Annotated in this window: 26 protein-coding genes; 6 read left to right on the forward strand and 20 right to left on the reverse strand. The window is 49.7% G+C overall.

Features of this window, described 5'->3' with window-relative positions:
* Positions 1 to 2: 2 nt before the first annotated feature.
* Positions 3 to 1,919 (reverse strand): ATP-binding cassette domain-containing protein, encoded by a 1,917-nt coding sequence (locus HZB31_05220; GenBank protein ID MBI5847340.1) that lies wholly within the window; start codon positions 1,917 to 1,919, stop codon positions 3 to 5.
* 243 nt (positions 1,920 to 2,162) lie between these two features.
* Here HZB31_05220 and HZB31_05225 point away from each other — a divergent pair, with 243 nt between their 5' ends.
* The gene (locus tag HZB31_05225) at positions 2,163 to 2,573 is read left to right on the forward strand and encodes a hypothetical protein (GenBank protein ID MBI5847341.1); all 411 of its coding nucleotides are present in this window, start codon (positions 2,163 to 2,165) and stop codon (positions 2,571 to 2,573) included.
* Between the two features lie 136 nt (positions 2,574 to 2,709).
* On the opposite strand, the gene HZB31_05230 is transcribed toward HZB31_05225, so the two are convergent.
* From HZB31_05230 to HZB31_05280, 11 genes are all read right to left on the reverse strand, one after another.
* Positions 2,710 to 3,705, reverse strand: a complete 996-nt coding sequence (locus tag HZB31_05230) for a serine hydrolase (protein ID MBI5847342.1) — start codon at positions 3,703 to 3,705, stop codon at positions 2,710 to 2,712.
* Positions 3,706 to 3,732: 27 nt separating this feature from the next.
* A complete protein-coding gene (locus HZB31_05235; protein MBI5847343.1) occupies positions 3,733 to 3,972 on the reverse strand; it encodes a hypothetical protein in 240 nt (79 codons plus the stop codon).
* A 201-nt stretch (positions 3,973 to 4,173) separates the two neighbouring features.
* Positions 4,174 to 4,674, reverse strand: a complete 501-nt coding sequence (locus HZB31_05240; GenBank protein MBI5847344.1) for an N-acetyltransferase — start codon at positions 4,672 to 4,674, stop codon at positions 4,174 to 4,176.
* Between the two features lie 490 nt (positions 4,675 to 5,164).
* Positions 5,165 to 5,437, reverse strand: coding sequence for a hypothetical protein (locus HZB31_05245; protein ID MBI5847345.1), 273 nt, complete (start codon positions 5,435 to 5,437; stop codon positions 5,165 to 5,167).
* A gap of 54 nt (positions 5,438 to 5,491) precedes the next feature.
* A complete protein-coding gene (locus HZB31_05250) occupies positions 5,492 to 5,833 on the reverse strand; it encodes an alkylphosphonate utilization protein (protein MBI5847346.1) in 342 nt (113 codons plus the stop codon).
* 169 nt (positions 5,834 to 6,002) lie between these two features.
* Positions 6,003 to 6,320 (reverse strand): HigA family addiction module antidote protein, encoded by a 318-nt coding sequence (locus HZB31_05255; GenBank protein MBI5847347.1) that lies wholly within the window; start codon positions 6,318 to 6,320, stop codon positions 6,003 to 6,005.
* Positions 6,321 to 6,339: 19 nt separating this feature from the next.
* Complete coding sequence (locus tag HZB31_05260; GenBank protein MBI5847348.1) at positions 6,340 to 6,633, reverse strand: type II toxin-antitoxin system RelE/ParE family toxin; 294 nt, start codon at positions 6,631 to 6,633, stop codon at positions 6,340 to 6,342.
* Between the two features lie 750 nt (positions 6,634 to 7,383).
* Positions 7,384 to 7,770 (reverse strand): hypothetical protein, encoded by a 387-nt coding sequence (locus HZB31_05265; GenBank protein MBI5847349.1) that lies wholly within the window; start codon positions 7,768 to 7,770, stop codon positions 7,384 to 7,386.
* Between the two features lie 83 nt (positions 7,771 to 7,853).
* Positions 7,854 to 8,054 (reverse strand): hypothetical protein, encoded by a 201-nt coding sequence (locus HZB31_05270; protein MBI5847350.1) that lies wholly within the window; start codon positions 8,052 to 8,054, stop codon positions 7,854 to 7,856.
* A gap of 290 nt (positions 8,055 to 8,344) precedes the next feature.
* Entirely contained in the window at positions 8,345 to 8,836 is a 492-nt protein-coding gene (gene greB, locus HZB31_05275; GenBank protein ID MBI5847351.1) for a transcription elongation factor GreB, read from the reverse strand.
* On the reverse strand, positions 8,817 to 9,470 hold the full coding sequence (locus tag HZB31_05280) for a hypothetical protein (GenBank protein ID MBI5847352.1): 654 nt from the start codon (positions 9,468 to 9,470) through the stop codon (positions 8,817 to 8,819). The genes greB and HZB31_05280 overlap by 20 nt, the downstream gene beginning before the upstream one ends.
* Positions 9,471 to 9,567: 97 nt before the next feature.
* Between HZB31_05280 and HZB31_05285 the strand changes: the two genes are divergently transcribed.
* Positions 9,568 to 11,193, forward strand: a complete 1,626-nt coding sequence (locus HZB31_05285; GenBank protein MBI5847353.1) for a peptide chain release factor 3 — start codon at positions 9,568 to 9,570, stop codon at positions 11,191 to 11,193.
* A 47-nt stretch (positions 11,194 to 11,240) separates the two neighbouring features.
* On the opposite strand, the gene HZB31_05290 is transcribed toward HZB31_05285, so the two are convergent.
* A complete protein-coding gene (locus tag HZB31_05290) occupies positions 11,241 to 12,584 on the reverse strand; it encodes a DEAD/DEAH box helicase (protein MBI5847354.1) in 1,344 nt (447 codons plus the stop codon).
* A 202-nt stretch (positions 12,585 to 12,786) separates the two neighbouring features.
* Between HZB31_05290 and HZB31_05295 the strand changes: the two genes are divergently transcribed.
* Together HZB31_05295 and HZB31_05300 are read left to right on the forward strand one after the other, a co-directional pair.
* A complete protein-coding gene (locus tag HZB31_05295; GenBank protein ID MBI5847355.1) occupies positions 12,787 to 13,086 on the forward strand; it encodes a translation initiation factor in 300 nt (99 codons plus the stop codon).
* Positions 13,087 to 13,261: 175 nt separating this feature from the next.
* A complete protein-coding gene (locus HZB31_05300; protein ID MBI5847356.1) occupies positions 13,262 to 13,462 on the forward strand; it encodes a cold-shock protein in 201 nt (66 codons plus the stop codon).
* Between the two features lie 151 nt (positions 13,463 to 13,613).
* Here HZB31_05300 and HZB31_05305 read toward each other — a convergent pair whose 3' ends face one another.
* The 4 genes from HZB31_05305 to HZB31_05320 form a co-directional block, all read right to left on the reverse strand.
* Complete coding sequence (locus HZB31_05305) at positions 13,614 to 13,814, reverse strand: hypothetical protein (protein ID MBI5847357.1); 201 nt, start codon at positions 13,812 to 13,814, stop codon at positions 13,614 to 13,616.
* A gap of 35 nt (positions 13,815 to 13,849) precedes the next feature.
* Complete coding sequence (locus HZB31_05310) at positions 13,850 to 14,071, reverse strand: NifU family protein (GenBank protein MBI5847358.1); 222 nt, start codon at positions 14,069 to 14,071, stop codon at positions 13,850 to 13,852.
* A 95-nt stretch (positions 14,072 to 14,166) separates the two neighbouring features.
* Positions 14,167 to 14,682 (reverse strand): cytochrome P460 family protein, encoded by a 516-nt coding sequence (locus tag HZB31_05315; protein ID MBI5847359.1) that lies wholly within the window; start codon positions 14,680 to 14,682, stop codon positions 14,167 to 14,169.
* A 98-nt stretch (positions 14,683 to 14,780) separates the two neighbouring features.
* Positions 14,781 to 15,218, reverse strand: a complete 438-nt coding sequence (locus HZB31_05320) for a hypothetical protein (protein MBI5847360.1) — start codon at positions 15,216 to 15,218, stop codon at positions 14,781 to 14,783.
* Between the two features lie 127 nt (positions 15,219 to 15,345).
* Here HZB31_05320 and nth point away from each other — a divergent pair, with 127 nt between their 5' ends.
* On the forward strand, positions 15,346 to 15,978 hold the full coding sequence (gene nth, locus HZB31_05325; protein MBI5847361.1) for an endonuclease III: 633 nt from the start codon (positions 15,346 to 15,348) through the stop codon (positions 15,976 to 15,978).
* A gap of 10 nt (positions 15,979 to 15,988) precedes the next feature.
* A complete protein-coding gene (locus HZB31_05330) occupies positions 15,989 to 16,882 on the forward strand; it encodes an NAD(P)/FAD-dependent oxidoreductase (GenBank protein MBI5847362.1) in 894 nt (297 codons plus the stop codon).
* Positions 16,883 to 16,925: 43 nt separating this feature from the next.
* Here HZB31_05330 and HZB31_05335 read toward each other — a convergent pair whose 3' ends face one another.
* The 3 genes from HZB31_05335 to fusA are packed head-to-tail and all read right to left on the reverse strand — an operon-like array spanning position 16,926 to position 20,881.
* Complete coding sequence (locus tag HZB31_05335) at positions 16,926 to 17,990, reverse strand: glucose-1-phosphate thymidylyltransferase (GenBank protein ID MBI5847363.1); 1,065 nt, start codon at positions 17,988 to 17,990, stop codon at positions 16,926 to 16,928.
* A gap of 58 nt (positions 17,991 to 18,048) precedes the next feature.
* On the reverse strand, positions 18,049 to 18,792 hold the full coding sequence (locus tag HZB31_05340; GenBank protein MBI5847364.1) for a hypothetical protein: 744 nt from the start codon (positions 18,790 to 18,792) through the stop codon (positions 18,049 to 18,051).
* Complete coding sequence (gene fusA / locus HZB31_05345; GenBank protein MBI5847365.1) at positions 18,785 to 20,881, reverse strand: elongation factor G; 2,097 nt, start codon at positions 20,879 to 20,881, stop codon at positions 18,785 to 18,787. Before fusA ends, HZB31_05340 begins: the two co-directional genes overlap by 8 nt.
* Positions 20,882 to 20,924 lie beyond the last annotated feature (43 nt).

Raw genomic sequence — 20,924 nt, forward strand, 5'->3', positions numbered from 1 at the left:
TGTTATGATGCTTCCTGTTGAATCGCTTCCAAAACAGCCCATTGTTCATACGCTGCCGTGATATCTTTCTCAAGCTCCTCTATACGCGCTTTGGCCGCAGCTATTGTGGCGCCGTCCTGCCGGTAGAAGTCAGGATCAGCAAGCGACGCATAGATCATGTCGCGCTCCTTTTCCAGAGATTCTATCCTGCCGGGCAATTCCTCAAGGTCCTTCTTCTCCCTGAAGGTCAGGGTGCGCTGCCGCTCCATACGGGGCCGGGGTTTTCCTGCTCCGGCTGCCTTATCCTGCCTCGCGGATTTATCTGCCTGCTCCGGCAAAACCGTTTTGCGTTGGCGCAGCCAGTCATCATATCCTCCGACGTATTCTGCGACAATCCCATCGCCTTCAAAGACGATAGTGCTGGTCACCACATTATTCAGAAATTCCCGGTCATGGCTTACGATGAGGACCGTTCCCTCGTATTCCACCAGCATTTCCTCAAGAAGGTCCAGCGTATCCATGTCAAGATCATTGGTCGGCTCGTCCATAACGAGCAGATTCGATGGTTTGGTAAAGAGTTTGGCCAAAAGGGCGCGGTTCCTCTCCCCTCCTGAGAGTACTTTTACCGGCGAGCGCGCACGCTCCGGGGGAAAGAGGAAATCTTCCAGATACCCTATGATGTGGCGCGACATTCCGTTGACCGTCACATGTTCGAACCCATCGCCGACATTTTCGATGACGGATTTAGTGTTATCGAGCTGGAGACGATGCTGATCGAAATAGGCGATCTGAAGATTGGTCCCTGTGCGCACAGAGCCGTTAAGGGGTTCTAAAGAGCCGAGCAGGATCTTGAGCAGTGTGGTTTTGCCTGCACCGTTTGGACCGATGATGCCGATCTTATCCCCTCGCAGAATTGTTGTTGAAAAATCGCGGATCAGTGCCCGGCCCTCATAGGCATGGGTTATCTTTTTTGCCTCGATGACCTGCCTGCCTGACCGTTCAGCCTCGTTCAGTTTCATGCTGGCGCTGCCGGTCAGTTCCCGCCTGGCTTGGCGCTGTTTCCTGAGTTCCTTTAATGCCCTGACACGTCCTTCGTTGCGTGTGCGGCGCGCCTTGATCCCCTGACGTATCCAGGCTTCTTCCTGGCTGAGTTTTTTGTCGAAGAGTGCACTGTGGGTCGCTTCGGCATCGAGTTCTGCCCGTCTTCTTTCGAGATAGGTTTGATAATCGCCCGGCCAATCAGTCAGCCGGCCGCGGTCCAGCTCGATGATGCGTGTGGCCAAGGTCTGCAGAAATCTGCGGTCATGCGTTATAAAGAGAATGGCCCCCTTAAACCCAAGAAGAAACTCTTCGAGCCAGCTGATCGATTCGATATCGAGGTGGTTGGTCGGCTCGTCCAGCAGCAGAAGATCGGGCTCATTCACCAGCGCCTGTGCAAGAAGGACCTTTCTCTTATACCCGCCGGAAAGATCTGCCACCGAGGCATCAGGGTCCAGTCCGAGGCGCGATAGGACCGTATCTACCCTCTGCTGCATCTGCCACCCGCCTGATGACTCTATCTGATGCTGTATGCGTTCGAGCTCAGCGATCAGGTCTGTGGTATCGTGACCGTGACTGAGGCGGCTGCTGACCGCGTGGTATTGAGAAAGCAGTCCGACCATACTGCCGAGGCCCTCAGAGACAACGTCGAAGACGGTCCCTGAGAGATGCTGCGGGACTTCCTGGTCGAGCGATGTTATCCGAACGCCCTGTTGCCTGATGACCTCTCCGCTGTCAGGGGTCATCTCATTGCCGATGATCTTCAGCAGCGTCGATTTCCCCGCACCGTTTCTGCCGACCAGACATACCCGTTCTCCGCGTTCGATCTGAAGGGTAACGCCATCGATGAGTTCAGGGCCGCCAAAGGCGACCCGTACATCCTGTATACTTACGATTGCCACAATTTCACCTCATAGGGATCTTCTTATTCATGTATTATAGCGGAACAGCGCGTCTGACTGACGATAGTGCCGGTGCCTGACGAAGCAGAATGTCCTTTACTAATGGTATGCAGGTGTGTTACTGTAATAACAGAATTTCTGAAGTTTTTGCCGTTTATTAAACCACAAAGACTTTTTGACTTTGTGGCTTTTTTTTTGCTGCGACCTTCTGAGATTTGAGTTTAAAAAAAGGAGGTATAACAAATGGCTAATGGAACAGTAAAGTGGTTCAATGATTATGCCGCAAAGATGGAATTAAAAAAGCAGAATAATATTGCTGCTGGTTTGGTTTCAGAGCGGTTTCCCGCAGTAACCGGCATGGTAATTCATATGACCTACTATCGCAAAGCTGCAATTCCTCTGCTAATGGTGCGTACGCTTAATATCTTTCCTACCTCTTTTGCCTATTTCAAGATGGACTGCATGATCAAAGGCTGCAGCGGAGGCGGATTTGATCTGACCTCTGTGGTTGCCGGTATGGTCAAATCGAAGAAGAAGGAAGGGAAGGGTACCATTACCTGCGGCGGCAAGATTGATATGATCGAGCCTGGTCATGCGAGCATTGTCTATGAAGCTGCCATACGGTACAAAAAATCCCCGAAGGACAATTCTTAGCCACCTCTGAGAGGGGGCCGTCTTTGTCATCCGGGGAATATCCATATCTGCTGCAATCTGCTTTTCCCCGATATTCTGACCGACCACCGCTGCAAGACATTTAAGCCGCGGGGTTGAAGCAATAAATGGCTGGTCTCTATAGAGCCCCTTTATTGTTAATCTGTGTGTCAACGGATTCATAGACCATTTTTGAAACAGTCTTGATAATAGCAGCCTGCTTTTCCATATTATAACCGCGAGTCAGGATGCCGAGTATATATGGCCCTTTCGGGTGATACACGATTCCGAATTCGTGGAGTTGGAGAACCCCTGGATTTTTTGAGTCAGAAAATTCACCAAATTTTGATGCCAGTCTGGTCCCTTCAGGAAGTCCTGCCGCAATTCCTTTGGGGAAGTCCTGAAAACTCATCAGTTGCAATGCTTTTTCTGACATTTCCCTGCTCAGAAAAGATGCGTTATAGAGGATACGCAAAAAACCGGAATACGTATGGACGGTAATTACATCTTGCCCCTCAGAGTCTTTCTCGTTTGCCACGTCCATGTTGTCAAGAATAAAGTCATATTCCTCAGGCGTCACACTGCGATGCAGCAACCATAATGCTCTGTTGTCGGAGTAATACATCATGTAACGGAGAAGGTCTTCAACCGTATACCTGACGCCAGCTTCGAGTGTCTTTGCCGGTTTAATTCCCTGAGGCGGGCCGGCATACATCTTTTCATCAAAAGTTAGTCTGCTCTCAAGAACAGCAGGGTCTTTCTCTGCCCGTTTGAGCCAAGCCAGCATAATGGGTAATTTCATCATGCTGGCCGGGTTATATTTGACATTTTCATTGATACCAAACCATGGACCTTCTGATAAATCACGAAAATAAACAGACAGCTCCCGGACTTGCCCTGAAGCGATCTGCTGTTCAGCATAATTTGCAATCTTGCCTTTGAACGGGATCGGTTGACGCCTGACATCATATCCTTCAGGAAGTTCAACATCAGTCAACGGGCTAATGAATTTAAAACCATGCAGTCTTACAAGTCTTTCTTTTGTAGTGCTGAAGCGTGGAGTAATCAAATTGTTTGCCTGCCAGCCAATACCGATCAATAAAGCCGGTACCACCAGGAAACGAAATATTTTCATGACTGTTGGCCTGTTCATAACGATCCGCTATTCATCCTCAAAATTATTCCAGATATCCTCGGTAAAGCCAAGGTCCATCGCGGCTCTCTGTTCCTGAGAACTCAAGTCTTTCCAGGCTTTATCTGCACTTGTAGGCGCTTCGTTTCTGTCCCATTTAGCCTGTTGCCAGCCCAGAAGGGTCCAGAGTTCCTTTTCTTTGCTGCTCAGATCTGCCCACGACAATTTTTCCCAGATACCCGGATTGCCATTCATGCTCCGAACGTCCATAGTTGCCTCCCTTACCATCCTGCCAAGAATTTTGCATGAAGATATCTTCGCGACGCCAGCTTTTTGCTGACTGACTGTCTGGAGATACATCGTCATACGTAAGAGTTATTTTATCATCTTCCGTATCTTGAATATATGCTTTGATGTTTCATATCTCCAACGAAAAAACAATGTGAGGAAGCGATAGTCTGGATCGTCTTGTCAGCCCGTTGCCTGGAACCCTTTATGAAAAACAACGATGCCTTTTGGAACCTTTTCGGTAAAGGGCAATGCAAAGAAAACTTCTTGAGGGACTCCCTCGTATACCAATTCCGGGAAGTTCCGGAAACCTAACCGCTTATAATAGTTCGGATGACCCACAAGAACGCAACCCTGGCCGCCCAACTTTTTAAGTAAAGACAAGCCTTCACGGATAAGTGATTTGCCGATTCCTTTATTTTGATACTCCGGCGATACAGAAACCGGGCCGAGGCCATACCAGCCTATTGCCCCGTCAGATATTGTTACGGGTGAAAAAGCAATATGGCCAACCACCTGTCCATCAATCTCCGCGACCAGTGAAATTGTCAGTGCATTGGCATCACGTAAGGCATTAATTATGAACTGTTCTGTATGATTGCTGATTGCAAGATTCCTGAAGGCGGCAATGGTCACTTTCGCTATTGCTTCAATATCTGAACTTGTTTCATCCCTTATGATCATGTTAATTCCTTATGCGAACAGGTTATTTATCTTAATCCGTTCTGCAGCAGAGACAGACCTATATTTTAGGATTCCAGAAATCTGAATTGAGCGTTACTTCTTTTAATCTCTGAAAAAATAATGGCGCATATTCCGCGGCAGAAGAGACGTAATGACCACTCATTTTAGCACTGTGACGGGGTGTGCTCATAATGGCCATGACGGCCGAGAGGGGAAGAATTGCCTCTTCGGTTCCTGCACGAAAGCCTGACCAGTTTTTTACATGATCTTCCGACCGGAAGAGATGGATGCGACTTCATGTGAAAGGCCAGTTTTTTGCCCATTGGCTCAAGGGAATATCAATGTATCCATGGATGTTGACAGGGGTTTCGGTTTCTATCACGCCGTCGCGCAGAACAATTTGCATGGACTCGCCGCAATCCAGGCAGGGCGCATCAATCTGCACTGTTTTTCCGGGAAATACCCAGCAGACCGCCAGGGCTTCAAACCCTCATTGTGCAAACCATTTTTGTTGTCCGTCCACGGTAAGGCGATACTGCGTCGGCTGATTGTTAAATGGAGCAAATGAAGCAATCAGGTCAGTGCCGGGGTAGAGCCACATTGCCATTCCTGTATTCATCAAATCAAGAAGCAATTTTCTGCCTTCATCCGGCTTTACGTCAAACTCTTTGGCTATTTCTGTATAATGGGGCGCATTGCCTCGATCTATGAAGGTTTTCATTATATAGTGATATGTTTGATCTAATTGTTCTGTATCTGTCATATTTTCACCTGTCTTAATATATTTTGTGCACAAACAAATTGTCCACCCTGCAACCTATGTCTTCTTTACAAACTCCGACTTCAACATCATTGCTCCAAACCCATCGATCTTGCAGTCGATATTATGATCGCCTTCCACAAGACGGATGTTTCTTATTTTGGTTCCGACTTTCAGCGCCGACAAAGCCCCCTTTACCTTCAGGTCTTTGATCATGGTAACAGAGTCACCGTCCTGAAGGAGATTTCCAAAGGCATCACGGACAACGAATTTGTCATCGCTACTCTCTGCAATTGCTTCTTTTGACCATTCGTGGCTGCATTCCGGACAGACATACAACGGCCCGTCTTCGTATGTGTATACCGAATTGCATTTAGGACATGTTGGTAAACTGCTCATGCTATACCCCCAGTTTATGATTGGCTGACGATGAGTTCAGCACCCTGGCCGCTTGCGCGTCCGATTGTAAAACCCGCCCATTTGAAACCATGTGCCATGTGTTCCCGCGGGCACCCCTTTCTGCAAATGACCCCATAGGCACCATAGGCATTCCATGGGTAGAGACGGCTTAGATGTGAGCTAAGGCAGGTAATCTTTTTATCTTCTTTATCTCTTTTGCAGTTGATGAGTGGGCTACATGATATAAATCCCAAGCCAGCTGCAAATTAAGCCAAAACTGCGCCTCCATGCCAAATAGTTTCTCCAGACGAAGTGCTGTGTCAGGGGTGATCCCCCGCTTAGCATGAATCAGTTCATTAACGCGAGGGTATGAAACTCCGAGCTTTTCCGCCAACTCGCTCTGTGTTATTTGCAGAGGCTTGAGAAACTCCTCCAACAGCATTTCGCCGGGGTGCGTCGGCGGACCATATTTAGGTATACGTACCATCTTCTTTCTCCTTCACTCGTCAGTGGTAATCGGTGATTTCCACGTTTTCTGCGCCGTCATCTGTCCACACAAAACAAACGCGTAACTGATCGTTAATTCGTATGCTATGTTGACCCTTTCGATTATGCTTAAGTGCTTCCAGTAAATTCCCCGGTGGAATTTTCAAGGATTTCAGGAAAACAACTCCATTTAGCTGATCAAGCTTGCGCTGTGCTATACGCCAGATTTGCTGCGGACAGGTTTCTCTCGCTTCTTTGGTGTTTCTTCTGTCAAAGATGTCCTCTGTGCCCTTGCTGCGAAACGATTTTATCACCAGGTGTCCCCATCGGTTGAATTCATCACTACGATAGATTATAACGGATAACGTTATATATGGCAACAGCTAGTTGGAGGAGGCCCGCATGGTGGGCGGTGTGGGGAGGGACGGTTAACTACCGTCCCTTACCCGATTAGGTACAGTTTATATGTATCACCGACGGACATCGAACTTCTCACGGCACGCCGCGCTTAACTCTGCTTGATGTTGCAGGTAACACTGCTGCCCCTTCTGCAAGTCAGCGCCACAGAGTTGTTGTACTCTATTCTGTGCTTCCTGGCATGTCCTGAAAGCATCTTGTAAACCTTGCTCTGCACTATTTGCTTGCTCCTTGCATTTTGGGCTTAGGCGTTCTTGTAGACACCGTTTACCGCTCAGTCTCGCAGCCTTACCGCATGGACCTGCTGCTTGTTGCAGTTCTTGTTTGCATGCAGCGTCGGCCCGCGATTCAGCACCGGCCTCAACCTGCTTCATGCATGCTTCAGAAAGCCGCTCCCGCCAACACTGCTTAATTAAAGCTGTTGTATCGCAGTGAACTACTTTCCGCTCGATTTCACGTAGACAGGAGATATCAGGTGACCATGAAGGAAGAGGCCCAATCATCTCTTCCGATATATTATCCGCCAGATCAATTTACCCTCCATTCTAGGATGTTTGTGCCTAACGTAGAAGTGAGGGGGCTGCGCGCTATTGCGCAGTCCCTCTTGACTGCCGGGTCGGGCCATTTCAAGGTTGACATCAAGTTGATCATCGTTTGGTATCAATGTCACTCTCGGGCGACTTTGCGCGCTGAATCAGCAATTGACAGTCTGACACAGGCAATGAACCTTTATTGTTGAATAGTGCGCGAATCTGAATTTCAATATCTTTGAAATCGGCTCGACTCTCTGCCGCAGCAATATGCTTTTGATTTCGTTGCTTCCATAACGAAAAAGCTGCGTCTATCTCAGTTTGCATGGATGGTTGGTCTGCTTTGCATTTTTCAACGTGGACTGTTGCGAAGACAACTGCGACAGCTCTATCACTTTCGATCATTGCCTTGGTAGGTGTTGCAGTCACACATAAAAATATCGCCGTGAAAAGAACAGTTTTTTTCAGATGTAACGAGGGATGACGAGGATCATTCTTTAACAACGCATAACTTCTGTCTGCAAGGTCTTGAATAGTCTGCGGAAGTGACCTGTATAATTCCCAAAACTCCGGTGAGGCAAAATGCTTCAAATTTCTGAGCAATGACCAGTCTTAAACGATTTGAGTGCTGCCTCCGCCAGTGAGTCCAGTTTTCCAGACAGAGCATCTTTCTCGAACTCGTGGTCCCATACCTCTGCATCAAAATCCCAGAACCATTTCCGAAAAGCCTGAAGTTCATTTGGTTTTAATTCCTGAACTTCCTTCTCAATTTCTTCTATGCTACCCATCCGAGCACCCCCTGGTCTTTCCCTGCTTCTATATTAACAAAATATTATTCCGGCAGCTATGACTTTCCAGTCACAGGCGTGTTTGCTGCCATGGTCCTATTATTTTATCGAGTACCGCAAGAAATGTAACGCCGCAAGTGGCATATATGATTGCAGTAATTATTATCACACATTTTATTGTTGCAACATTGACCTCGGCCGTCAATAGTGGACACCAAATCATTCATGCGGTCATTTTACCCGACTTTGGTGTACACTTTTTTCAGCTTAGCTCATTTTCAAGAGGGCTTCTAATAGCGGATGGATGTAACCACAAAGACCATTGTTCCACTGGGCCTGATGACTGTCACTTCATCTCCTTCTGATCTGCGCAGGAGCGCCTTTGCCATGGGCGCATCGACGCTGATGAAATTCTTTTCCGCATCGATCTCGTCAGGGCCGACAATGCGGTATTGGTAAGCGTTCCCCTCAGTATCCTCCAGCTCAACCCAGGCACCGAAGTAGACTTTTGACATGTCAGCCGGCTGCCTGTCTACCACTACCAGTTTTTCGAGCCTTTTCTTCAGAAAGCGGATACGGGAATCGATCTGCCGCAACTGTCTTTTGCCATAGATGTATTCTGCATTTTCGGAACGGTCCCCCATGGCGGCAGCCTCAGCAACCGCCTGGGTGACCTGCGGCCGCTTGATCTTCCAGAGAAAGGACAGTTCATCATGAAAGCGCTTATGCCCCTCAGGGGTTATATATGCCGAGACCGCAGTGTTATTCTTCGCTCTTTGCATAGAATTCCATATTGAGCGCTATTATCTCCTGCTGGATTTTTCGGTAATCCAACCCAAAAGAATGCTGAAGCTCAGCTGCGATATCAGCATAACGGTTGAATACGTCACCTATGGATGAGGCGGTGTATTGATGCCGGAACTCTTTACAGAGGAGCTGGGCCTTGTCTGTCTCCAGATAGGGCGTTCTCTGAAATGCGGAGTCAAGCTGCAGGGCTATTTCCCTCTTCAGCTCATCCGAGTCCTGCCCTTCAGACTGCTTTTTGAAGAGATGACCCACTGACAGAGCCAGATTCGCCAGATCAATGCATATATTAAAATTAGAGCAGTTGGAGCAGCAGTACCTCAGCTCGCCTTTCATCGTATAGACAAGGTAGGTCTCCAGCACTCTCCGGAATGCTTCGTCCTGTCCCGGATTGACTATGGCCAGCATCTGTGCGGCAAAATCCGCGCCGTCTTTGACCACCGCTTCAGGGGTTTCAGCGACCCTCTTTGCATTTTCCGCACCTATGATCCCTGCAGAGGCAATGACATAGTGACGCAGTTCATCAGGGAAAAGAGCGAGCATTTTTCTGAACTCCCTGCGGTTGAGTTCCTGAAAAACAGCATAGGATGAATATGTTTTGAGCTCTTCCATACCATGTAAAGTATATATGAATTTGCCTGATGTATGATAGGTTGAGTATACTATTAAGCTGTGCTGCGAAGTATTTCTGTTAACGAGGTATTGTCCGATGTACACTGAAGAAATAAAGAGAAGAAGAACGTTTGCGATCATCAGCCATCCTGATGCCGGCAAGACGACTCTTACTGAAAAGCTGCTCCTTTTTGGAGGCGCTATTCAGACGGCAGGTGCGGTAAAGTCGAACAAGATCAAAAAAAGCACTGCCTCTGACTTCATGGAGATCGAAAAGCAGAGGGGCATCTCGGTGGCCACCTCGGTAATGAACTTCGAGTATAACGGTAAGAAGATCAATCTTCTCGATACGCCTGGCCACAAGGATTTTGCAGAGGATGTGTATCGCACGCTTACTGCGGTTGACAGTGTCATCATTGTGGTGGATTGCGTAAAAGGCGTGGAAGAGCAGACCGAAAAATTGATGGAAGTCTGCAGGATGAGAAAAACGCCGGTAATCGTCTTTATCAATAAACTCGACCGTGAGGGCAAGCGGCCCTTTGAGCTTTTGGATGAGATCGAGGACAAACTCTGTATCAAGGTCCGGCCTCTGAGCTGGCCGATCAGCATGGGCTCTTCCTTCAAAGGGGTCTATAATATATACAATAAAAGCCTCAATCTCTTTCGTCCCGGAGGCGCATCCATTGCGGAAGATGTTTTGGCTGTTGATACGATTTCCGACCGGCTGCTTGACGAGCGGCTGCTTGACGAGCGGCTGGGCGAATTTGCATTTCAGCTTCGGGAAGATATCGCGCTTATCGAAGGGGTCTATGAGCCTTTTGAGCGGCAGCGGTACCTTGATGCCGATCTTGCGCCGGTTTTTTTCGGGAGTGCGGTCAATAATTTTGGCGTAAAGGAACTGCTTACCACGTTTACCGATATCGCTCCACCGCCCCGGAGCAGGATTGCCGACACCCGCATAATCCATCCTGATGAAAAGAGCTTCAGCGGCTTCGTATTTAAAATACATGCGAACCTCGACCCCAAGCATAGGGACAGGATCGCCTTTTTGCGAATATGCTCCGGAAAATTCGAAAGAAATAAGTTCTTTCATCATGTCAGGCTGGGAAAGGACTTGAAGTTCAGGAGCCCTGCAAGTTTTTTAGCGCAGGAAAAGAGCATCATCGAAGAGGCGTATCCCGGCGATGTGATCGGTCTTTATGACACCGGCAACTTCAAGATCGGCGATACGCTTACTGAGGGCGAAAAGATCATGTTCCAGGGGATCCCGAGCTTTTCGCCGGAAGTATTCAAAGAGGTCATTAATACGGACCCCATGAGGTCCAAGCAACTTGAAAAGGGCCTGCTCCAGCTTACGGATGAAGGCGTTGCGCAGCTTTTTATCCAGCAGCAGGGGAAAAGAAGGATAGTCGGCACGGTCGGGGAACTGCAGTTCGATGTTATCCAATATCGGCTGCTGCATGAATACGGCGCATCCTGCCGTTTCAGCCCTCTTAACTTCAGCAAGGCCTGCTGGATAACCTCTCATGACCCGAAGAAGCTCGAAAAATTCTGCGAATACCGTTCCTCCAAGCTCGGTGAAGATAAATACGGTAATCCGGTCTTTTTCTCGGAATCAGATTGGGAACTGCAGCGGATACGGACTGATTACCCTGATATCGAATTCCATTTCAGTTCCGAGATCAATACCGGCATCCCGGGCCTAAAAGAGGGCAGGGGCTGACCGCCACCAATTTAGGCGCGGTCAGACCTATTGCCTCTATGAACGTCTCAGCGGTTCGTTGAAGGCCTCTGAGGACGGTATCTGTTTGTGGTGGAAGCTGGTGTCTGACGGGCCTCTGCGCCCCTGTGCGCTGTTTTCGGGCCGTCTGTTCTTCCCTCTTTCGACGCATAATTCCTGGCCGGCTTTTTCGTGTCTGAGCTATTGGTTTTCCATCTGCGCTGCGGCTCACGAGGCGGCCGGGCAAATTCTGCATCACGCGCAGGCGCAGGTGCTTTGTAATCAAACCCTTCCTGAATGCAGCGCTTTACTTTTTTCCCGAGGACGCGTTCGATACTGCGGACCGTCTCTTCATCTTCGCGGGTGACAAAGGTGAAAGAATCACCGGTCTTTGCCGCACGGCCTGTCCTGCCGATTCTGTGTGTATAGGCATCTGCCGTATCCGGCATATCGTAGTTGATGACATGGGAGATGGATGAAACGTCTATCCCGCGTGCTGCGATATCGGTCGCAACGAGGATCTGAAATTTACCGTTTCGGAATCCGTCCAGCGCTTCCTGCCGCCTGTTCTGGGAAAGGTTGCCCTGCAGTGATGTTGCACGATAGCCTGCCCTTTCGAGCTGCTGCCCAACGCGTTTTGCGCGGTGTTTTGTGCGCGTGAAGATAAGGACTGACTCCGTATCGGTATGCTTCAGCAGTTCAAGGAGCAGGGCTGTCTTGAGATGCTGGTCAACCGGGTAGAGTGCATGACTTACCGTATTTGCGGGTGCAGTGTGATCGACCTGCACGGTGACCGGTGCATGGAGGATGTCGTGCGCCAGCCGTCTGATATCGTCAGGCATCGTTGCAGAGAAGAGCAGCGTCTGACGTTTTGCCGGTATATGTTTAATGATCTTTCTGATGTCAGGCAGAAAACCCATATCAAACATGCGGTCTGCCTCATCAAGAACAAGCACTTCCACCTGGGAAAGGTTGATCGTGCGCTGTTCGAGATGGTCGAGCAGGCGGCCCGGGCAGGCAACAATGATCTCTGCTCCGCGTCTCAATTTCTCGACCTGGGGATTGAAGCCCACACCGCCGTATATGGTTACGCTCCTGAGTCGGGTCTGGAGCCCGAGGTTATTGATGGTCTCGTGGATCTGTTCTGCCAGTTCGCGTGTCGGCGCTACGATGAGCGCTCTGATATGCCTGCGTTCTCCCTGCATTAAACGGTGGAGGATAGGCAGGACAAAGGCCGCGGTTTTGCCGGTGCCGGTCTGGGCAAGGCCCATGACGTCGTGTCCTTCAAGGACCGGGGGAATGGCCTGCACCTGGATAGGCGTAGGCGTCACATAGCCTGCAGCGGTGATACCGGCCGCAACCTGTGTGTGAAGATTGAATGCTTGAAATTTCATAAGACTCCTTTTTTCTGCGTTTCGGGGGAAAAGGCCAGGTGTATGAGGGTTTACAATGACGTAGTTTTCAACCGGTTACTGCAGTAGTGTAATGCATAAGGTTAACAGCTCAAGACAGCGCCTGTCAAGGAAAAGCGTCTGTCATGTTACAATGAACATCATGTCATCGGGAAATACGAGATTGGTATATTCGACAGAAAAAATGATTCCGAGGAAGGAAGCGCCTGCGGCAAAAGGTCAGTCTGCTGACCTGCGAAACAGTCAGCAAAAGGTGCTTGTCCGGCTTGACCGCAAGGGCAGGGGCGGTAAATCGGTTACGGTCATCGAGGGGATCAAAATGCCGCAGCAGGAAAAGGAGGCTTTGCTAAAACAGCTGAAGACTGCAATCGGCACGGGCGGTACGGTAAAGGACCAGAATCTTGAGATCCAGGGTGACCATTGCGGAACGGTAATGGCAGCCCTCGGGAAGTTGGGATACCGGCCGAAACGTTCAGGCGGCTAAAATATTTTTCTGTTTTGGCTTTTCTTCCTTGACGAACTTATCAGGACATGTTATTGTTCAGCAGAATTTTAGAAGTTTTTGCGTTTACAAAGATCACAAAGACTTTTGACTTTGTGGTCTTTTTTCCGTTTTAGTCTTCTAACATTCCAGTTTAAGAGATAAGGAGGTAAAGGAAATGGCACAAGGAACAGTGAAATGGTTCAACGAGAGTAAGGGTTTTGGCTTCATTACGGGCGAAGACGGCAGTGAACTTTTTGTTCACCACACTTCCATTCAGGGCAATGGGTTCAAAACTCTTGCTGAAGGTGACAAAGTTAGCTTTGATACTGAAAAAGGCCCGAAAGGTCCTAAGGCAGTCAACGTAGTCAAGCAGTAATTAATCGAAAAAGGCTCCCTGTTTTATGGGGAGCCTTTTTCATTTTATGCCTATCTCAGTGCAGGTCCAAAGGGCTCGGACTCCGGGGGCATCACTATTTTATCTGGAACTGAACTCTTTCCTTCCCTATATTCTCTCCATGAAAAAAGCTTCATAGGATTTCGTAGCAAAGAACACGAATCAGGCCTATTGTCTCCCCCTTGTCATCGGTTGTGGGTGAATCAGAGACCGAGATAACATCCTTGATCTTGTTCGTGGCGATGAAGGTGTTCACCATTTCATCGAGTTCCGAAAGTTCGTGCATGGCCTCGAGTGGTTTCAGTTCCATGCCAAAGGTCTTGACCTTGATCATCTGATCCTCCTTCTATCGCGATAGATGTGACTGTCCTATGCTGAAATGACCTCTTTAATCTCCGGTATTTTCTCCTTCAGCCTCTTTTCGATGCCCATCTTGAGCGTCATCTGAGACATGGGGCAATGCCCGCACGCACCGACAAGCTTAAGCTTGACGACGCCTTCAGGGGTTACCTCCACAAGCTGGGCGTCCCCGCCGTCTCTCTGAAGCATGGGTCTGATCTCGTCTAATGCTGCCTGAACTTTCTCTAACATGGTTCCTCCTTGAGATAATCATCAATAGTATCTGCGCACTTATTCAATAGTGTAATACGAATCACGATGTTTCACTATGACATAGATCATCAATCCTATTTCTTTGACTGGCCTGTGAAGGTGTAGTCATTGTTTTTCTGTTTTTCATGGCATTTGATGCACCCTTCTGCCCTTCCTGAGGCGAGCACCTTGCCGTCTTTGTCGTATTTTGCCCAAAACCAGTCGGCAGCCGCAGGGTTGTAGCCCTTGACTTTGTACATGACGGACAGAGCATTGAACTTTTTGTCCTTATCGTAATTCTCTTTTGCGATAATAGTGCCTTCGGGCATGACCCCTTTCTTCTCCCTTATGCCGAACATGGCGGTGTCATTGACGTATGTTGTAAGGAAATCGCCGTGGGGTTGCGTACCGAGATACATCTTTCCCTTGCCCGGCCATAAGTCCCAGAGCGTATACGGCCTGCTCCTGGTTATGTATACATACAACTGCGCAGCGTCAGTTCCGGGAAGGGTGAGCTGTGTTTCTGCCGGGACTGTGTCGTGTATGGCGAATGCGGGGGCGAATGCGGCAAGGACACATAAACATGCAGCACTGATCTTGAGGCCGTTCATGGTTGCTCTCCTTACGTTGAGGATTATACGATAACTTCCATCGATCCGTTCATGCCTCTTGCCACATGGCTTCTGAAGAATGTTCCCACTTCTATATCCTATGTGACGAATACCGTTGCCCGCTTCAGCTCATTGAGCTTGCTTAACAGGGAATGATGCTTCTGTTCGTCAGCAATGAGATAGGAAAGAATATAGCGGGTAACGAACAGTTCGCTGTTCTGGAGAGCCTCATCAGCAAGCTCGAGGGATTTTGCCTCGGCTGCGAGGTGTTTGTTCAGCCCCTCGGAAAGCGACGCAAGATCCTCCGGACTCAAAATAAAGGCTTCTTTGGTCAGGCTGTCGATGAGCATCTGCTGCATAGCCCGGTGTTTCTGAGAATCGTGCTTTATCATTTCCATGGTCATCTTTACCAGCTTATTTTTGCTCTTCTTTGTAGCGGATTCGGCATGCTTAATGGTTTCGTCTTCGAGCTTCTGCCATTCCCTCAGCACCTTTACGAGTTTGCCTGACATTTCTGCGGGTTTGCCTTTTTTCATGATTCCTCCTCTTGTCGAACAGCATGTAAGATATAATTTCATCATAGCAGATTAGTGAGGCTTGTCAATTTTCGTGGGATGGCGGACGTCTGATATAATGAAAACCAAAGCGTTTCGAGGGGGTTGCATGAACGGGAAGAAAAAGATGCAGACAGTGATAAAAAGGCTCAGGAAGCAATATCCTGTTTTGAGGTGTGCCCTGAATTTCGAAAATCCCTTTCAGCTTCTTGTTGCGACGATACTCTCTGCGCAATCGACCGATATTCAGGTCAACAAGTTGACCAGGGGCCTTTTTCAAAACTATAAGACGATCGGTGATTTTGCGGGGGCTGACCCTGAACAGTTCAGAAAAGATGTCAGCTCGGTGAACTTCTATAACAACAAGGCGAAAAATATCCAGAAAACAGCAAGAATGCTCATAGACCAGTTTCAGGGCAGGGTGCCAAAGACCATGGAAGAACTGATTCTGTTGCCCGGCGTTGCCCGAAAGACTGCCAATATCGTTCTCTATAATGCCTATGGCATAACTGAGGGCATTGCGGTCGATACGCATGTAAAACGGCTTGCGGGCAGGCTTGGCCTCACAAAGCACGAAGATCCGGTAAAGATCGAGAAGGACCTGATGGTCATAACGCCTAAGGCGGACTGGGGTGATCTCACGCATATGCTGATCGATCACGGCAGAAAAGTATGCCAGGCGCGCAAGCCCATGCATGAAAACTGCGTGTTGGCTGACCTCTGCCCGTCGCGGAATGTGTAGGGGGGATTCGATGGACGAACAAAAAATATACGACTGCATTATCATGGGCGCAGGGCCGGGAGGTTTGCAGGCTGCGGTCTATCTCGGCCGTTTTAATCGCCCGGTTCTCCTCATAGACAGGGGCGCAGGCCGAACAACTCATGCAAAATCCATTGAGAACTACCTTGCACATAGAAGCATCTCAGGGCAGGAAATCATCAGAATCGGCATAGAGCAGGCAGAGAGCTTTGGCGTCGAGGTCATGAAAAGTGAGGTGACGGATGTCCGGAAAAACAGGGGTGTTTTCGAGGTCTCTACCGGCGAAAAAACCTTTATCGGTCGGTTTGTTATCGTATCAACAGGCGGCAGGGAAAACATCCCCGATATCGAAAACATCTACAAGTTTTTCGCCAAGACGGTCGTTACCTGTATAGACTGCGACGGCTACCACTTTACCGGGAAGAAGTCGCTGATAATCGGCAACTCCATAAAGTCCGCGAACCTCGCCATCGGCATGAGAGAGATGTATTCGAGGGACATGACCCTTGTGCTCTGCACGGACAAGCTGCCGGAGGACTACAAGGAGGAGTTGAGGGATGAGGGCATACGTCTTGTAGTGGGCAGACCGAAGAGGTTCCATGGCGAAACTGCGGTCGAATCTCTTGAGATGGAGGACGGCACGATCATCCCCTGCGAGATGGTGATGTCTCATTTCGGATTCAAGCTCAACGACAAGTTCCTTGATGGACTTAAACTGAAAAAAGAGTCTGACAACCGGACCTATCAGGTCAACCGGGACTTCGAGTCATCCCTGCCTGGCCTCTATATTGTCGGCCCGCTCTGCGGACATGATCAGGTTGTGATTGCGGCAGGCGAGGGCGCTATCGCTGCACTGGATATCAAGAAACGTCTGCTGGAGATGTAATTCGCCCGCGTTAAGATGCTCCGGCGAATCATTGCTGCGGTCGTCAGACTTCGACGGTCGAGTCGTCGCCCAGCATGAGGCGGAGTGCTTTGTGGCGGTGGTTTTTGAAGACCCTGACGCGCCTGCCGATCAGGCTTTCTTCCATTCTCTCTACATCGATAATCTCGCTGCCGCTCAGGATGACCGAATGCTCGATCGAGGAGTTGATAATCCTGGCATTATCACCGATGCTGGTATGCGGCCCGATAAATGAATTCTCCACTACGGTGTTGTCGCCGACAATTACAGGTCCCCGTACCGTGCTTGCCCTGATACATGAATTTCTGCCGAGCGAGACCCGGCCCAGGATCTTCGACGCCTTGTCAATCGTCCCCTCAATTTGTTTGCGTCCCCACTCATCGAGAACAATCGCATTTGCGGTGAGCAGGTCATCTTTTTTGCCTGTATCGAGCCACCAGTCTTTCAGGGTAAAACTCTTCACCCGATGACCCATGGAGATAAGCTCCTGGATCGCATCGGTGATCTCGAGTTCACCGCGCATTGACGGCTTGATACGGTCGATAGCTTTGTGGATTTTTGAAGAGAATAGATAGACCCCGACAAGCGCAAGGTTCGACGGAGGATGCTCAGGTTTTTCTATAAGCCGCAGAATAGTCCCGTTTTTCGAAACTTCAGCGACGCCGAACTGTTTTGGATTGTCAACTTCCTTCAGAAGGATGAGAGCGTCTGACTGTTTTTTTTCAAAGTCCAGCACAAACTTTCTGATGTCCGTGCCAATGAGGTTGTCGCCCAGATACATGACAAAGGAGGAGTTCTTCAGAAAACTTCTGGAGATCTTTACTGCATGAGCAAGTCCCGCCGGTTTATCCTGGGGTATGAAGGTTATCCTGGCGCCCCAGGTCTTGCCATTGCCGACCGTTTCCCTGATCTCTTCGCCGGTCTCAGGAGATATGACGATACCGATGTCCCGGATGCCGGCATTGACGATATTGTCGATGCAGTAAAAGAGGATCGGTCTGTTGGCTACCGGGACGAGCTGTTTAGCGCCTGAATAGGTGAGTGGTCTGAGTCGCGTACCTTTGCCGCCGCTTAGGATAAGGGCCTTCATCCGGTCTATCATAGCGGAAAGGATCGGCGAAATTCAAATGGCGGAGTGTGTACTGAACTCATCTGACAGGGGCCGGAGCCAGTCTCGGCTGAGGTGTAACATAGGGTATCTCGGCCACAGGTTCCTCATCCCCATTGCTCTCATCCGCAGCCTGCGTCTTTGGAGCGGCAGACGGCTGGGCCGTAGGCTGCGATGGTGTGACTGGCCGCGAAATAACCGGTCTCCTTTCGGGAAGCGCAGGAACGATTCGTCTCCGGGGCACGGGTGCTACCGTCACCGGCCTCTGAATCGGCGCTGACTCTGCAGGCTGGCGCAATGCCGGCGCGGGGCGTAATGGCTGTTTGGAACTGGTCGCGACACCGGGAGCTTTCCCTTGTTCTATACCGAAAATTTCGACTTTACTGATCATGCCCCTGGTATCATAGTGCAGCATATAGTTGTTTTCTTTTACGAGCGTGAAAAGCCTGAGCACGCCCCGCTCGATTTCCATATCCGTAAACTTGGTGTTTAACTTCCGGCTTAAGACCTCTCCTCTTCCGTCTATCTTGAATCCTGCCTTGTCGCCAATTGCCTTGATAGCGGCGCCGAAGTCCACATTTTCGAGCTCCAGACTGAGCCGATCATCTTTGATCTCCACCTTGAGAACGCTCTTTGGCGGTTCGGGCTGTGGCTCCTGATCTTCCTGAGAGGATGGAGCTGCCTCAGGCTTAGGAGCCTGAGGCGCTTTTTGCGCTGATGCAGGCATTACCGCTGCAAGAGCAAGAAGCAGGCAAAGCAATGAAAGAGAAATTCTGTCAGACATGCTTCTCCTGTTTGTGAGCCTGTCGCTCGGCAACAATCTTCTGTGCCAGATGGGAGGGCACCTCCTCATAATGAGAGAACTCCATGGAGTAAAGGCCTCTTCCTGAGGTCAGGCCGTGGAGCTGATTTGCATAGGTGAGCATCTCGGCCATCGGCACCAGGGCATTGATCTTCTGATTGCCGCCCGCCTGCGGCTCGACTCCCTGCACTTTGCCTCTTTTTGAATTCAGATCGCCAATGATCGCGCCTAATGATTCTTCAGGTATGGTTATTTCGGTCTTCATAAGCGGTTCAAGGAGTACGGGCTTTGCTTCCTGTACAGCCTTCTTGATCGCCATGGAGCCCGCGATCTTGAACGCCATTTCAGAGGAGTCAACCGTATGGTATGATCCGTCAAGGAGCGTGACGCGAAGGTCGACGATCTGATAACCTGCAATAGCGCCTTCATGCATTGCATCAATAATGCCCTTCTCAACCGCAGGGATGTACTGTCGCGGGATGGAGCCGCCGACGATCTTGTCGATAAACTCAAAGCCTGCGCCGCGTGGAAGGGGCTCAACCGCGATGTGGCAATCCCCGTATTGACCTTTCCCGCCCGACTGTTTCTTATACTTGCCCTGAACCTTGGCAGAACCGTGGATCGATTCACGATAGGGGATCTTCGGCGTTTTCATTTCGATCTCAACGCCGAACCTTCTCTTGAGACGATCGAGCATAACCTGGATATGCACCTGTCCCATGCCGGAGATGAGCATCTCCTTTGATTCCTCGTCCCTGCTGAACCTGAGTGTCGGGTCTTCTTCGAGGACTTTATGGAGTGCAACGCTCACCTTCTCTTCATCGCCCTTTGATTTTGGCGCTATGGCATAGGAGATGATCGGATTGGCAAACGTCACCTTTTCCAAAATGATAGGCTTTGCCTCATCGCAGAGAGTGTCGCCGGTATTGGTTTCCTTCAGTTTTGCCACGACCGCTATTTCTCCTGCGCCGAGCGTCTGGACAGGCACATGCTTCTTGCCCTGAAGATAGAATACCTGGCCTATCCTCTCTTTGGTGTCAGCCGTAGCATTATAAACCGCGGAGTCTGCCTTAAGCGTGCCTGAATAGACCCTGAAGAGGGAGAGCTTACCCGCATAGGGATCTGCGATGGTCTTAAAAATAAACGCAGACATAGGCTCAGTTTCAGAAGGTTTTCTGAAGATCAGTCCGCCGTCTTTCGGATTTTTTCCGCTTACTGGCGCAATCGTTGCCATCTCGATCGGTGAGGGCAGACAGAGAGCGATTGTGTCGAGCAGGTTTGATGTCCCGATATTTTTCGTGGCAGCTCCGCAGGAGACGGGGATATACTTTCTGGAGAGGGAGCCTTCCTTGATGCCGCTCAGTATCTCTGCTTCGGTCGGTTCTGTTCCTTCAAGATACTTTTCGAGCAGGGCGTCGTCTGACTCCGCAATCTTTTCGACCAGTTTCTTCCGGTATTTATCGGCCTCATCCCCGAGTTCTGCCGGGATATCCTGCTCGGTGATCTTGCCGCCGCTCAGTATGAAGGCCTTCATCTTTACAAGGTCGATAATACCGGTGAATGTATCGCCGGCGCCGATCGGTATCTGGAGGGGGATCGGCTCTGTCTCAAAGGATTTTTGCACTTCGTCAAGGGCGCGCTCGAAATTGGCCGTGTCCTTGTCCATCTTGTTGATAAAGACGATCCTTGGAATCTCATATTCGCAGGCATATTTCCAGACCCGCTCGGTCTCTGCCTTTACGCCGGAGATGGCGCTTACCAGGATGACCGCGCCGTCAACGACCCTGAGGCAGCCTTTGGTGTCCTCGATGAAGTTGATGAAGCCGGGAGTGTCAACAATATTTATCCGATATCTGTTCCAGTTGCAGAAGGCGAGAGCTGACGTGATGCTGATCTTCCGTTCGATCTCTTCGGGCTCAAAGTCTGTAACGGTTGTGCCGTCCTGAACATTGCCGAGCCTGTCAGTCATTCCTGAGCTGAAGAGCATTGCCTCGGCGAGAGACGTTTTTCCTGCCCCGCTATGGGCGATGAGAGCGACATTCCTGATGTTTCCAACTTCAAAGTTAGCCATAAAACCCCCTCGTAAAATAGCGTTATAACTGAAATGCTTATCG

This window comes from Nitrospirota bacterium (assembly GCA_016235245.1).
GTDB lineage: Bacteria > Nitrospirota > Thermodesulfovibrionia > Thermodesulfovibrionales > UBA6898 > UBA6898.